Below are 12,289 nucleotides of genomic sequence, written 5' to 3'. Positions count from 1 at the left end.
CTCGATACGTCCAAAAGGAACCGCCACGTCATGCAGTGCGCGCGGTTCCGGGTCTGCAGCGGTCAGCGTATGCCGACCGCCTTGTGCGTCTGGAAGCTCAGCCTCCAGCGCGGGTGCTGCATGCACCATTCGATGGCCCAGCGGGTGTTGTCCGCCGAAGCCGCATTGTCCATCGGCTGCACCAGGAAGTGCTCGAAATCCCAGGCTTCCATCGCGGTCAGGTCGAGGCCGGCCTGCGGCACCACCACTTTCAGTTCCTGACCGCGGGTCTGCACCACCGGGTTGCCGGCCTTCGGGCTGACGCACACCCAGTCCAGTCCGGGCGGCGCCGGCAGCGTGCCATTGGTTTCCACCGCGATTTCGAAGCCGCGCGCGTGCAGCGCGTCGATCAGCGGCGCGTCGACCTGCAGCAGCGGTTCGCCGCCGGTGAGCACGACGAAGCGCGCGCCACCCTCGCCCGCCCAGCTCGCGGCGACGGTGTCGGCCAGCGCATCGGCGTCGTAGCGGCCGCCCAGCGTGCCGTCGGTGCCGACGAAGTCGGTGTCGCAGAAGCGGCACTGCGCGCTCGCCCTGTCCTGCTCGCGGCCGCTCCACAGATTGCAGCCGGCGAAGCGGCAGAACACGGCGGCGCGGCCAGCGTTCAGGCCTTCGCCCTGCAGCGTGTAGAAGATTTCCTTGACCTGATATGCCACGACCGATGCCAGAAACTGCGCAAAACACGCTAGGGTATCGCGTTTATTGGATTTTTCCACCTGATGACCGACGACACCGACCTGCCGGATCCACCCCAGCCGCCGCTGCCCGTAGCAGTGCAGCGCGCGGCTCAGGCCGCATCGCAGCCTTCTTCACAGCCCTATGCCGACCTCAATCCGGACACCGTGCTCGATGCGCTCGAAGCGGCCGGTTTTCCGGTCGACGGCCGGCTGCTGGCGCTGAACAGCTTCGAGAACCGGGTGTATCAGGTGGGGCTGGACGAGGGTACGCCGGTGATCGCCAAGTTCTATCGCCCGGCGCGCTGGAGCGACGAGGCCATCCTGGAGGAGCACGCTTTCAGCCTGGAGCTGGCCGAACGCGAGATTCCGGTGGTGCCGCCGCTGCGTCTGCCGTCCGGCGACACGCTGGCGCACCACGCCGGCCATCGTTTCGCGGTGTTTCCGCGACGCGGCGGCCGCGCGCCCGAGCTGGACCGCAGCGACACGCTGGAATGGATAGGCCGCTTCATGGGCCGCATCCATGCGGTGGGTGCGGTGCAGCCCTATGCCCATCGGCCGGCGCTGGACATTGCCAGCTTCGGTGACGAGCCGGCCGCCTATGTACTCGACCACGGCTTCGTGCCGCCGGAGCTGGAAAAGGTGTATCGCGGCGTGGTCGCTCAGGCGCTGGATGGCGTGCGCGCCGCCTTCGAGCGGGCCGGCGACGTGACGCGCATCCGTACCCACGGCGACTGCCATGTCGGCAACATGCTGTGGGTCGAGGGCCAGGGACCGCACTTCGTCGATTTCGACGACAGCCGCATGGCGCCGGCGATCCAGGATCTGTGGATGCTGCTGTCCGGCGAGCGCGAAGACCGGGTACGCCAGCTCGGCGACGTGCTGGCCGGCTACGAGGAGTTCTGCGAATTCGACCTGCGCGAGCTGCATCTGGTCGAAGCGCTGCGCACGCTGCGGCTCATCCACCACAGCGGCTGGATCGCCCGCCGCTGGCAGGACCCGGCCTTCCCGGCCGCCTTCCCCTGGTTCGACACGCCGCGCTACTGGGAAGCACGGGTGCTCGAACTGCGCGAACAGATCGCGGTGATGGACGAGCCGCCGCTGTGGCGCATGCCCGGCATGGGCTGAGCGCCCGGGCGCGGGCTTCGGAACGTTGCGGTGGTCGCGGCGTTCCGCCTCCGGTGCAGCGACGCACGGACGCGTTCCCTAGGTTTAACGTCCGTCGCGACCGGGCGTCGCGTCCACCGGCCGGTTGCATGGGCGGTCGCCCGAGCGCGGTCAGCGCACCCGGAACGGCAGGTTGGCGGTCGCCACCTTGCTCGCGCTGTCGGTCAGCGTGATGAACAGCCGGTAGGCACCCGGGGTCGTGGGCGCGACGAAGCGCACGCTGCGCGCGTCTGCCTGCAGCATGCGCACGCCGATGCGCGGCGGCGGCGCTTCGGCATCGCCGCCCAGGCGCAGGTCGGTCGCCTCTGCATGCACGGTCCATTCGGTCGTAAGCGCCGACCCGTCGAAGGCGCGAGCATCGACGCCAGCCGAAATTTCAGCACCGGGCGCGAAGTCGTCCGCGGCGATGCCGATGCCGAGAATGCGCGGTGCGGCGGTGGCTTCCGGACGCCCCCAGGCCGCGGCCAGCGCGTCGGTCATCGCGGTTTCGTGGCCACCGGCCAGCAGGCCGTGCCAGGTCGCGGTCTGTTCCTGCTTCTCGCCCCACAGGAAGGGGAAGGCGGCGACGATCTGCGGCTGGCTGGCGACGAAAGCCAGTGCCTCGCGGAAAAAATCCGCCTTCTGCGTGCTGGTCAGTTCCACCGGCGCGCCCCAGGGCTTGCGACCGGCCTGCCACTGGCCCAGCGGGCCGAGTTCGGTCACCACCATCGGTTTCGTGACGCCCAGCCGCTGCAGGCGCGCCGGCAGTTCGAAAATCGCGCCGCCATAGACATTGAGCCCGAGCAGGTCGACCTGCGGACAGCAGTCGGCCAGCGGGCGCAGCCCGTCGTCGCTGTTGTCAGCCACCACCATCACGGTCGGGTGGCGCGGATCGAGTGCCTTTACGATGCCGGCCACGCGGTCGACCTCGCGCCACAGCGGCTTTGGATCGGCGACGCCGGTTTCGATCTCGTTGCCCACGCCCCAGGCCAGCAGCGCAGGATGGTCGCGGTGGCGCTGCACGAAATCGCGGATGCGCGCGTCCTGCGCCGCCACCATGGCCGGGTCGCCGTAATCGAAGCCGTGGCGCGGATGGCTCAGCCACAGCCCCATCACCACCTTGATGCCCAGCGCGTGCGCGGCATCCAGTACCCAGGCGTCGCTTTCGCGATAGACGCGCACCACGCGCGCACCGGCATCGGCGAGCTTCTGCAGCGCCACGCGGTCGCCCTCGAACGCGGCGCCCTGCCAGGCGGGGTCGGCGGCGCGCGCCTGGGTGCAGGCGAGCAGGGTCGCGATCAGCACGAGCGGGCGCACCAGTCGATAGGGCGTCATCATGCCCGTCCGAGTGCCGGCACCGGCCGGCGGTTCCCGCTCAGTGGCCCGGTTCGACCCGCGTCGCCATCACCTGGTCGATGCGGTAGCTGTCGACGTCCATCACCTCGAAGCGGTAGCCGCCCCACACCACGCTGTCGGTGCGGCGGGGTACACGGCGCAGCATCACCATCAGGAAGCCGGCCAGCGTGTCGTACTCGTCCTCGGCCAGCAGCGCGTCGATGCCGAGCACGCGTTTCACGTCGCCGATCGGCGTGATGCCGTCGATCAGCCAGGAATGGTCGTCGCGCCGGACGATCTGTTCCTCGTACCAGGGCGACACCAGATCGCCCATCACCGTGCTCATCACGTCGTTCAGCGTCACCACGCCGACCACCAGGCTGTATTCGTTCACGATGACCGCGAAGTCCTCGCCCACCTGGCGGAACTGGTCCAGCACTTCGGCCAGCGTGAGCCGGTCCGGCACGATGAGCACCTTGTGCAGCAGGCTGTCGTCGGTGAGCGTGATCGGCTGGTTCTTCAGCACGCGCTGGAACAGGTCCTTGGCATCGACATAGCCCACCACGTGATCGATGTCGCCGTCGCACACCGGATAGGTGGAGTACGGCTCTTCCGCGATGCGGGCGCGGATCACCGCGTCCGGGTCGTCGCGCAGGAAGTAGGCGATGCGCTCGCGGTGGGTCATCGCGCTCGGCACGGTGCGGCTGTCCAGCTCGAACACGTTCTCGATCACCTGCTGTTCGCGCCGCGCCAGCGCACCGCTCTGCGCGCCGGCTTCGGTCAGCGCCAGAATGTCGTCCGAGGTCACCTTCTCCTCGCGTGCGCGCGGCAGGCGCAGCAACTGCATCAGGCGGTCGGTCAGGCGGGCGTACAGCCACACCAGCGGCCGGAACAGCGCACTCAGGAACAGCATCGGCCCGGCCACGCGCACCGCCAGCGCTTCCGGTACCGCCATGCTCACCCGCTTCGGGATAAGGTCGGCGAACAGGATGAACAGCGAAGTGACCAGCAGGAAGGACACGAGGAAACCGGTGGTGGCGGCGGTGTCGGCCGCCAGCCAGCGTTCCAGCAGCGCCGACACGTAGGGGCTGAGCACGCCTTCGCCGACGATGCCGCCGAGCACCGCCACCGCGTTCACGCCGATCTGCACCACGGTGAAGTAATGGCCCGGGTTCTCCTGGATGCGCATCACCTGTTCGGCGCGCGGGTCGCCGTCTTCCGCCATCTGGCGCAGACGCAGCCGGCGCGAGGCGGCGAGCGCGATTTCGGCGATCGAAAAGAAGGCGCTGGTAAGGATCAGCGCCGCGAGCAGCAGCACGCTCTGGGTCAGGCTCATGATGGGTGCGCAGGGCGACTTGCAGGACGTTGCAGCAGTCTACCGTGCCTGTGGCGGCTTCCTGTCACCCGCGGCGTCTGCAGATAATCGGGCAGGATGCCGCCTTTAGGTGCATAGTGTCGGGCGGTGCGATGGCCCGGGGCGTGTGAACAGGCCGCCCGCCGCGCACACCGTCACTGCTGTATTCCGGTTTCCTGCCCGCCCTGACGCAGTCGGGGCGACCTGAATTCCTTCGCATCCCAAAGCGATTCCGCAGTTGGCTCCATGGCGTCTGCCCGTCACCCGGCTGACGCACCTTTTTCATGCCTGCTCCGGGAGAACCGCAATGGCCAAGGAAGAACTGATCGACATGAACGGCGTAGTGACCGAAGTCCTGCCCGATTCGCGCTACCGCGTCACGCTGGAAAACGGCCACATCATCGTGGCCTACACCAGCGGCAAGATGCGCAAGCACCACATCCGCATCATCGCCGGCGACAAGGTGTCGCTGGAAATGTCGCCCTACGATTTCAGCAAGGGCCGCATCACCTTCCGTCACATCGAAGGCCGTGGTCCGGCGACGCCGCCGCCGGCCCGCCGCACCCACTGATCGCCTGCCGGGTCTGACCGGTTGCGCCCCCCGGGGGCGCTCCGGGCACTGACCGTATGGCGCGGGCTCTCAGCGCCCGCGCATCCGGCGACGCTTCTCGTGCAGCTCCTGCGCCTCGACCGACAGCGTCGCGGTCGGCCGTGCCAGCAGCCGCGCGAGGCCGATCGGCTCGCCGGTGAATTCGCACCAGCCGTAGCTGCCGTCGTCGATGCGCGCCAGCGCCTCGTCGATGGTGTGCAGGTGCTTGCGCTCACGGTCGCGCACCCTCAGCTCGAGCGAATGATCCTCTTCCAGTGATGCACGATCCGACGGGTCGGGCGTGCGTTCGAACTCGTGCAGGTGCTGCGTGGTGTCGTGTGCGGACTGCAGCAGCGCATCGCGCTCGGCGAGCAGCCGCCTGCGGAAGAAAGCCAGCTGCGACGGGGACATGTAATCCGACGGCGAGGACGTGAGCAGCGCCACGTCGGAATCGGATTCGGGCAAGAGGACAGCGCTCATGGTTCTTACCTTCCGTGTGAGCGGTGGGGTGAGCGGCCGGCTCCGGTGCGGGTCACGACCACCCTGCGAAGCGCTCACCATACACCCGCCCCGTGTGCAGCGGTGTGAGCATTTCGTTTCGCCGGCGTGTCCTGCGCCGGCACGGGTTTATTCATCGCGCGAGACCGCATAGCATGGCGCCCGCTGCCGACCCCATCCATGGAGATCTGAATGAAGCTGTTCTACCTGCCGGGCGCCTGTTCGCTGGCCCCGCACATCGTGCTGCGCGAAGCCGGCCTGCCGTTCGAACTGGTGCGCGTCGATCTGAAGAGCCAGACCACTGCTGACGGCACGCCCTTCGGCAGCATCAGTTCCAAGGGCCAGGTGCCTGCACTGCAGCTGGACGACGGCGAAGTGCTGACCGAAGGCCCGGTGATCGCCCAGTACGTGGCCGACCAGGTGCCGGACCGCCGCCTCATTCCCGAAGCCGGCTCGCGCGAGCGCTACCGCGTGATGGCATGGCAGAACTTCATCACCTCCGAACTGCACAAGGGCTACTCGCCGCTGTTCAACCCGCTGTTCGACGCCGCGGCACGCAAGGTGGCGGCCGACATCCTGCTGCGCAAGTTCACCTGGGTGGACAGCCAGCTGGGCGAGGACGGCTGGCTGTGCGGGCCGGACTTCACGGTCGCGGACGCCTATCTGTACGTGGTGGCCGGCTGGAGCGCCTGGGTCAGTCTCGACCTGTCGCAGCTGCCGCGCCTGCAGGCCTATCTTGCCCGCGTGGCCGCCCGTCCGGCGGTGCAGGCCGCGCGTGCGGCCGAAGGCCTGAAGGGCTGAACGGACGGTTCTCCGCCGCAGCGCCGATTGACAGTGCGGGCGCCGCCGAAGCAAGGTGGGCGCCCGCCGATGTGTCGAGTGTCTTCCCCATTCTTCCGTGCTGAAAATCCTTCACACCGCCGACTGGCAGATCGGCAAGCAATACGGACAGTTCGAACCGGACGAAGCGGTGCTGCTGGCCGAAGCGCGCATCGCCGCGGTCGAGCGGCTGGCCGCGCTGGCCACCGAACAGAAGGTCGATCTGGTGCTGGTGGCCGGCGACGTGTTCGATGCCCAGGGCATCGCCGACAAGACCGTGCTGCGGCTGTTCAACGCCACCCGCGGCTTCGCCGGCCCCTGGGTCATGCTGCCCGGCAATCACGACGCCGCACTCAGCGAATCGGTGTGGACGCGCGCGCAGCGGCTCAATGCCGTGCCGGATCACGTGCACCTGTGCCTGCGGCCGGTGCCGCTGCACTTCGAAGGGCTGAATGCGGTGGTCCTGCCAGCGCCGCTCACACAGCGCCACACCTATACCGACCTGACCGAGTGGTTCGCCGCGGCCGACACGCCGCCCGGCACCTTCCGCATCGGGCTGGCGCACGGTGCGGTGCAGGGCGTGCTGGCCGAAGGCATCGATTCGGCCAATCCGATCGCCGCCGATCGCGCCGCGCAGGCGCGGCTGGACTATCTCGCGCTCGGCGACTGGCACGGCTGCCGGCAGATCGACGCGCGCTGCTGGTACAGCGGCACGCCGGAAACCGACCGCTTCCGCAACAACGACTCCGGCTGTGCGCTGCGGGTCGATATCGACGCACCGGGCGCACTGCCGCAGGTGAGCGTGCTGCAGACCGGGCGCTACCGCTGGCGCAGCGAGCGCGTGGTGCTGCAGGTGGCCAGCGATATCGATGCGCTGTGCGCGCTGCTCGACGGTCTGCAGGCGGATGACGTGCTGCAGCTCGAACTCGCTGGCCAGACCGACCTGGCCGGGCTCGCCCGCCTGCGCGATGCGCTGGCGCAGGCACAGGGCCGCGCCCGCGCGCTGCGCGCCGACCTCGACCCGGTGCGCATTGAACCGACCGACGACGATCTGGCCCGGCTGGCCGCCGAAGGCTATCTGGGCGAAGTGATCGCCGACCTGCGTGCCGCCCAGGATGGTGCCGATGGAGACACCGCGCGCGACGCGCTGGTGCTGCTGGCCGGCCTGCTCGACGCACGCCGTGCGGCCGGGGAAGCGCGATGAAGCTGCACCGTCTGCGGGTCGAACAGTTCCGCCGCTTCCGCCAGCCCTTCGAACTGCGCGACCTCGAACCCGGGCTGAACCTGTTCGCCGGTCCGAACGAGACCGGAAAGAGCACGCTGGTCGCCGCGCTGCGCGCCGCCTTCTTCGAGCGCCACCGCTCCGGCACCGTCGATCACCTGCGGCCGTGGAGCGATCCGGGCGCCACGCCCGAAGTCGAACTGGATTTCGAACTGGACGGCCGGGACTGTCGCCTGAACAAGCGCTTTCTTGGCCGCAAGCGCTGCACGCTGCAGTACGGCGAGCGCGTCTTCGACGGCGCCGAGGCCGAGGACTTCCTCGCCGAACGGCTGGGCTTCGCCTTCGCGTCCAAGGGCGCGAGCAAGGCCGAGCACTGGGGTATTCCCGGCCTGCTCTGGATAGAGCAGGGCAGCGCGCAGGAATTGCGCGAGTCGGTCGGTCATGCCACCGACCACCTGCGCAGCGTGCTCACCGCCTCGCTCGGCGAGATCGCCGGCGGCGACGGCGACGACATCACCGCCGAAGTCGAGAAGCAGCGCAACGAACTGCTCACCCCGTCCTCCGACCGGCCGCGCGGCATCTGGCTCGAAGCCCAGCAGCTGTGCGCACGGCTGGCCGGCGAGCTGGCCACGGTGGAGGCCGCGCTGCAGGACAGCCGGCAGAAGGTGGACCGGCTGGCGCAGCTGCGGCAGCAGCACGATGACGAAGCACAGAGCTGCCCCTGGGTGGCGCTGCGTGCGCAGGCCGCCGAGGCGCGTGCGGCGCTGGCCGAGGCGCAGTCGCTGCAGTCGCGGCTGATCGGTGAACGCGAGTCGGCGCAGGGGCTGGCGCGGCAGGTCGAGCTGCTGCGCGGCCAGATCGCGGCTTTCGATGCGGACGCGGCCGACGCCGCGCGCCGGGCCGAAGCGGTGTCCGCCGCCCAGCGCGCGCTGGACGCGGTGCAGGCGCTGGCCGCGCCCTGGCAGCAGCGCGAGCGCGAGGCGGCGCAGGCGCATGAAGCCGCCCGCAGGCGGCTGCAGCAGGCGCGCAGCCGCGACAACCTGCAGCAGGTGAGCCGCGAGCTCGATGACGCGCGCCGCAAGGCCGATGCCGCGCAGACCGCTTCGACGCAGGCCGAGGCGGCACAGGCGCGCGTGCTCGCGCTGCAGGCCGAAGCCGCCGCCTGCGAAATCCGCGCGGCCGACCTGACCGCGCTGCGCGAACAGGCGAAGCGCCTGCGCGAACTGGACATTCGCCGTACCGCACTTGCCACCCGGCTGCGCTTCGCACTCGACGACGGTCGCGAACTGCGCATCGGCGACGAGGTGCTGACTGGCAGCGGCGAACGGCTGCTGCCCGAAGCCACCACGATCACCCTGCCCGGCCACGGCCGGCTGCGCATCGAACCGGGCGGCAGCGATGCCGCCGCGCTCGCGCGTGAAGCGGCGGAACTGGCCGACCGTCACGGCAGCGCGCTGGCCCGGCTTGGTCTCGCCTCGCTCGAGGCGGCCGAGGCGCGCCAGCAGCTGCACGCACAGAAGCTGACCGACCTGAAGGCGGCGGACGCGACCGTGAAGGCGCTGGCGCCGCGCGGCGTCGATGCGCTGCGCGCCGAGTGCAGCGTGCTCGCCGGCCGGGTGACCGAACTGACGCAGCGCCTTGCCCTGCTGACCGCCGAGACACAGGGTGCGAGCGACGCGGCAGACCTGCCGTCGGTGGTCGAAGCCGAAGCGGCCGAAGAGCGGGCGCGTCAGTCGCTGGCCGAAGCCGCGCGCCATCTGGGCGAGGCGGTCAGCCGGCGGGCGGCGGCGGATGCGGTGCTCGAAGCCGCGCAGGGCGAGGCGGCTGCGGCGCGCGCGCGGCTCGACGATCCGGGCCGTGCCGAGCGGCAGACGGCGGCGCAGCGCGCGCTGGTCGACGCACTGGCCCGGCAGGCCGCCCAGGCGCAGCAGGTCGAGGCGCTGGCACGTCAGCTCGAGGCGGCCCGCCCGCAGGCGCTGGAACAGGACGTACAGCGGCTGGACCGCAGTGCCGACATCGCTGAGAAGACCCGTGACCAGCGGCGTGACGACATCACCCGGCTGGAAATCGAACTTGAAGCGGCGGGCGCCCAGGGGCTGGACGAAAGGCATGCCGCGCTCGCCCGTGACCTCGCGGCGGCCGGGCGCCGGCAGGACCAGCTGGCGCGTCGCGCCCGGGCGCTGGACCTGCTGCTCGGCCGGCTGCGCGACAAGCGGCGCGCCCTCACCCAGCGCCTGCAGGCGCCGCTGCAGACGCATCTGAATCACTACCTTGGCCTGCTGTTTCCGGGCGCGCGCATCGCGATCGACGACAGCCTGGGCCCGGGCCCGCTCACCCGCGAAGGCGCGGGCGGCAGCGAAAGCGGCGACGTGGAGGCACTCAGTTTCGGCGCCCGCGAACAGATGGGCGTGATCGCCCGCCTCGCCTATGCCGACCTGCTGCGCGAAGCCGGTCGCCCCACCCTCATCATCCTCGATGACGCGCTGGTGCACAGCGACGCCGCGCGACTGGACCGGATGAAGCGGGTGCTGTTCGACGCCGCCAGCCGGCACCAGATCCTGCTGTTCACCTGCCACCCGGAGAACTGGCGCGATCTGGGCGTGCAGGCGCGCACCCTCGATGCCGTCGCCTGAGTGGCGCCCGTGAAACCTTAAAAGCAGCCCTGATCAAGACTTCACCGAAACCGGAACGCCCATGCCGCTGAACATCAACGCCACCCCGATCACCGCCGCGCTGGCCGGCGCCTTTTCCGCCGCGGTGTGGCCGCTGCTGTGGTCACGCTTCGGCGGCGAGGGCGGCGACAGTGCCGGACTGGTGATTGCCACGCTGCTGGCGATCGCGCTGCCGGCCCACCTGTTCGTGGTGGGCCTGGGCCGAGCCGGTCACGACGCCAGCCGCACGCTCGACACCGCGCTTCTGCGGCGCATCGGCGCGTGGCTGGCGGCTGCCGCCGTGGTGGCCGCGGTGCAGTCGCTGATCTGAGCGAGACGCCTCAGGGGCGCTCGACCGTCAGCTTCAGGTTGTCGATCGCGAGGCCGTGGTCGAAGCCCTGGTGATTGCGCACCACCCAGCGCAGCCACAGCCGGCCGCCGGCGGTCCAGGCCGGGCGGATGACGCCGCCCAGCGCCTGCTTCGCCAGCGCGTCGCGTCCGTACACCGGCGAGCCCGCCGGGGTGACGATGAGCGGCGACGGTGATTCGAAATCGAAGCCGGCGCCCGGGCGTACCCATTCGACATGGCCGAATTCCTCGCCCACGCCGTATTCGAACACCAGCCGGTTCAGGTCGTCGCTGGCGCCCTGACGCCACTGCTGGCCTTCGAACGCCAGCTTCACGTTGCCGATGTCGCGGTCGCCGGCATTGCGGAAGGACACGGTGATGTAGCCGGCCAGCTGACCGGCGGCCGGCGTGCCGAAGTAGCCGCCGCCCGAACCCAGGCCGCCGAGCGCGCGGTCGCTGTCACCTTCCAGGCCGTAGCTGTAGAAGCTGCCGCCGGTGTCGTCGCCGGTGTCGCCGCGGTAGGTCGGCGTGACCAGCGGCTGTTCGACGAAGTTGAGCAGGCGCCAGCCGGGCAGCGTGTCGTTGTCGCGCCACTCGAAGGCGCGGCTGGTCGCGCCCAGCGTGTTGAAGTCCTGGACGTAGACATAACGTCCGGTCGCGTCCGGCGTGACCTGGATGTCGGCCGTGGCGGGCAGCGCCACGGCCAGCAGCGCGGCGCCGAGCAGACGGGTGTGGAAAGCCTTCATTGCGCTCATCGACTCAGGCCTGCTTGCGGCGCGCCGCCACGCCGATGATGCCGAGGCCGGCGGCCAGCAGTGCGATCGAAGCGGGCTCCGGTACCGCCGGGATGGCCACGCTCAGCGACACGTTGTCGATCGCCAGACCGTGGTCGAAGCCGGCGCTGTTGTAGTCGATCCAGGTGATCCAGAGGGTCTGGCCGGCCTGCCATTCGAGCGCGATGTCGCCGCCCAGCTGAACCGCGTTGGCATTGCCGTCGGTGCCGTAGCCGGCAGTGCCGGCGTTGGCCACCGGCGAGTTGTACTTGAAGGACACGCCCGGATTGATCCAGGTGGTGACCGCGCCGAAGGTGTCGCCGAAGCCGTAGCGGAAGTCCAGCGTGTCAGTGGTGGCGTTCGATTCGCCGACGCGCCACTGTTCGGCGTCCCAGTACACGTCCACACCTTCGATGGTGCGCGCCGCATCGTTGCGGAAGGACACCGCCATGTAGGCCGACAGCGCGTTGGACGCCGGCGAGCCCCAGTAGGCGCCGCCGGAACCGAGGGCGCCGAGGGCGCGGTCGCTGTTGCCGTTCGCGCCGTAGCTGTACACATAGCCGCCGGCGTCGGCGCCCGCGCTGGCGCGGTAGTAGGTGATCGGGTTCTTCAGCGCATTGAACAGCGACCAGCCGGCCAGCGTGCTGTCATTGGCCCAGGCGACGTTGGTGTTGCCGTTGGCCGACGCCAGCGTGTCGAAGGTCTGCTGGTATTCATAGCTGTCGAACTGGCCCCAGGCGTCGCGTTCAAGCGTGACGCTCAGTGCGGCGTGGGCCGGTGCTGCGAGGGCGGCGGTCAGGGCGAGGGCGAAGGTGCGGATGATCATGGCGGTGTGCTCCGTATC

12 protein-coding genes are annotated in these 12,289 nt (G+C 69.9%); 6 read left to right on the top strand and 6 right to left on the bottom strand.

Annotation, left to right across the window (positions count from 1 at the left end):
- Positions 1-62: 62 nt before the first annotated feature.
- On the bottom strand, positions 63-692 hold the full coding sequence (gene queE / locus METUNV1_RS14835; protein WP_008063179.1) for a 7-carboxy-7-deazaguanine synthase: 630 nt from the start codon (positions 690-692) through the stop codon (positions 63-65).
- Positions 693-755: 63 nt separating this feature from the next.
- Between queE and METUNV1_RS14830 the strand changes: the two genes are divergently transcribed.
- The gene (locus METUNV1_RS14830; RefSeq protein ID WP_008063170.1) at positions 756-1,838 is read left to right on the top strand and encodes a serine/threonine protein kinase; all 1,083 of its coding nucleotides are present in this window, start codon (positions 756-758) and stop codon (positions 1,836-1,838) included.
- Positions 1,839-1,988: 150 nt separating this feature from the next.
- On the opposite strand, the gene METUNV1_RS14825 is transcribed toward METUNV1_RS14830, so the two are convergent.
- Positions 1,989-3,194: a glycoside hydrolase family 2 TIM barrel-domain containing protein gene (locus METUNV1_RS14825; protein WP_008063169.1), complete on the bottom strand. Its 1,206-nt coding sequence runs from the start codon at positions 3,192-3,194 to the stop codon at positions 1,989-1,991.
- Between the two features lie 37 nt (positions 3,195-3,231).
- Positions 3,232-4,527, bottom strand: a complete 1,296-nt coding sequence (paeA, locus tag METUNV1_RS14820; RefSeq protein ID WP_008063168.1) for a polyamine export protein PaeA — start codon at positions 4,525-4,527, stop codon at positions 3,232-3,234.
- Between the two features lie 325 nt (positions 4,528-4,852).
- Here paeA and infA point away from each other — a divergent pair, with 325 nt between their 5' ends.
- Entirely contained in the window at positions 4,853-5,116 is a 264-nt protein-coding gene (gene infA, locus METUNV1_RS14815) for a translation initiation factor IF-1 (RefSeq protein ID WP_008063167.1), read from the top strand.
- 69 nt (positions 5,117-5,185) lie between these two features.
- Here infA and dksA read toward each other — a convergent pair whose 3' ends face one another.
- Positions 5,186-5,614 (bottom strand): RNA polymerase-binding protein DksA, encoded by a 429-nt coding sequence (gene dksA / locus METUNV1_RS14810; RefSeq protein WP_008063166.1) that lies wholly within the window; start codon positions 5,612-5,614, stop codon positions 5,186-5,188.
- A 210-nt stretch (positions 5,615-5,824) separates the two neighbouring features.
- Here dksA and gstA point away from each other — a divergent pair, with 210 nt between their 5' ends.
- The 4 genes from gstA (at position 5,825) to METUNV1_RS14790 (ending at position 10,655) form a co-directional block, all read left to right on the top strand.
- Complete coding sequence (gene gstA / locus METUNV1_RS14805) at positions 5,825-6,433, top strand: glutathione transferase GstA (RefSeq protein WP_008063165.1); 609 nt, start codon at positions 5,825-5,827, stop codon at positions 6,431-6,433.
- Positions 6,434-6,530: 97 nt separating this feature from the next.
- Complete coding sequence (locus METUNV1_RS14800; RefSeq protein WP_008063157.1) at positions 6,531-7,655, top strand: metallophosphoesterase family protein; 1,125 nt, start codon at positions 6,531-6,533, stop codon at positions 7,653-7,655.
- Positions 7,652-10,306, top strand: coding sequence for an AAA family ATPase (locus tag METUNV1_RS20140; protein WP_008063155.1), 2,655 nt, complete (start codon positions 7,652-7,654; stop codon positions 10,304-10,306). Before METUNV1_RS14800 ends, METUNV1_RS20140 begins: the two co-directional genes overlap by 4 nt.
- A 61-nt stretch (positions 10,307-10,367) precedes the next feature.
- The gene (locus METUNV1_RS14790; protein WP_008063154.1) at positions 10,368-10,655 is read left to right on the top strand and encodes a hypothetical protein; all 288 of its coding nucleotides are present in this window, start codon (positions 10,368-10,370) and stop codon (positions 10,653-10,655) included.
- A gap of 10 nt (positions 10,656-10,665) precedes the next feature.
- On the opposite strand, the gene METUNV1_RS14785 is transcribed toward METUNV1_RS14790, so the two are convergent.
- Positions 10,666-11,427, bottom strand: coding sequence for a hypothetical protein (locus METUNV1_RS14785; protein ID WP_232416314.1), 762 nt, complete (start codon positions 11,425-11,427; stop codon positions 10,666-10,668).
- 4 nt (positions 11,428-11,431) lie between these two features.
- Positions 11,432-12,271, bottom strand: a complete 840-nt coding sequence (locus METUNV1_RS14780) for a PEP-CTERM sorting domain-containing protein (RefSeq protein WP_008063152.1) — start codon at positions 12,269-12,271, stop codon at positions 11,432-11,434.
- Between the last annotated feature and the right edge of the window lie 18 nt (positions 12,272-12,289).

The organism is Methyloversatilis universalis FAM5 (assembly GCF_000214035.2).
Classification (GTDB): Bacteria; Pseudomonadota; Gammaproteobacteria; order Burkholderiales; family Rhodocyclaceae; genus Methyloversatilis; species Methyloversatilis universalis.
The sequence above is the reverse complement of the archived record's forward strand: the minus strand, read 5'-3'. Positions and strand labels throughout refer to the sequence as shown.

Coding starts and splice junctions, on each gene's coding strand:
- METUNV1_RS14785 (WP_232416314.1), bottom strand. CDS start 11,427: ATGAGCGCAATGAAGGCTTTCCACACCCGTCTGCTCGGCGCCGCGCTG.
- gstA (WP_008063165.1), top strand. CDS start 5,825: ATGAAGCTGTTCTACCTGCCGGGCGCCTGTTCGCTGGCCCCGCACATC.
- METUNV1_RS14825 (WP_008063169.1), bottom strand. CDS start 3,194: ATGATGACGCCCTATCGACTGGTGCGCCCGCTCGTGCTGATCGCGACC.
- dksA (WP_008063166.1), bottom strand. CDS start 5,614: ATGAGCGCTGTCCTCTTGCCCGAATCCGATTCCGACGTGGCGCTGCTC.
- paeA (WP_008063168.1), bottom strand. CDS start 4,527: ATGAGCCTGACCCAGAGCGTGCTGCTGCTCGCGGCGCTGATCCTTACC.
- METUNV1_RS14830 (WP_008063170.1), top strand. CDS start 756: ATGACCGACGACACCGACCTGCCGGATCCACCCCAGCCGCCGCTGCCC.
- METUNV1_RS14780 (WP_008063152.1), bottom strand. CDS start 12,271: ATGATCATCCGCACCTTCGCCCTCGCCCTGACCGCCGCCCTCGCAGCA.
- infA (WP_008063167.1), top strand. CDS start 4,853: ATGGCCAAGGAAGAACTGATCGACATGAACGGCGTAGTGACCGAAGTC.
- METUNV1_RS20140 (WP_008063155.1), top strand. CDS start 7,652: ATGAAGCTGCACCGTCTGCGGGTCGAACAGTTCCGCCGCTTCCGCCAG.
- METUNV1_RS14790 (WP_008063154.1), top strand. CDS start 10,368: ATGCCGCTGAACATCAACGCCACCCCGATCACCGCCGCGCTGGCCGGC.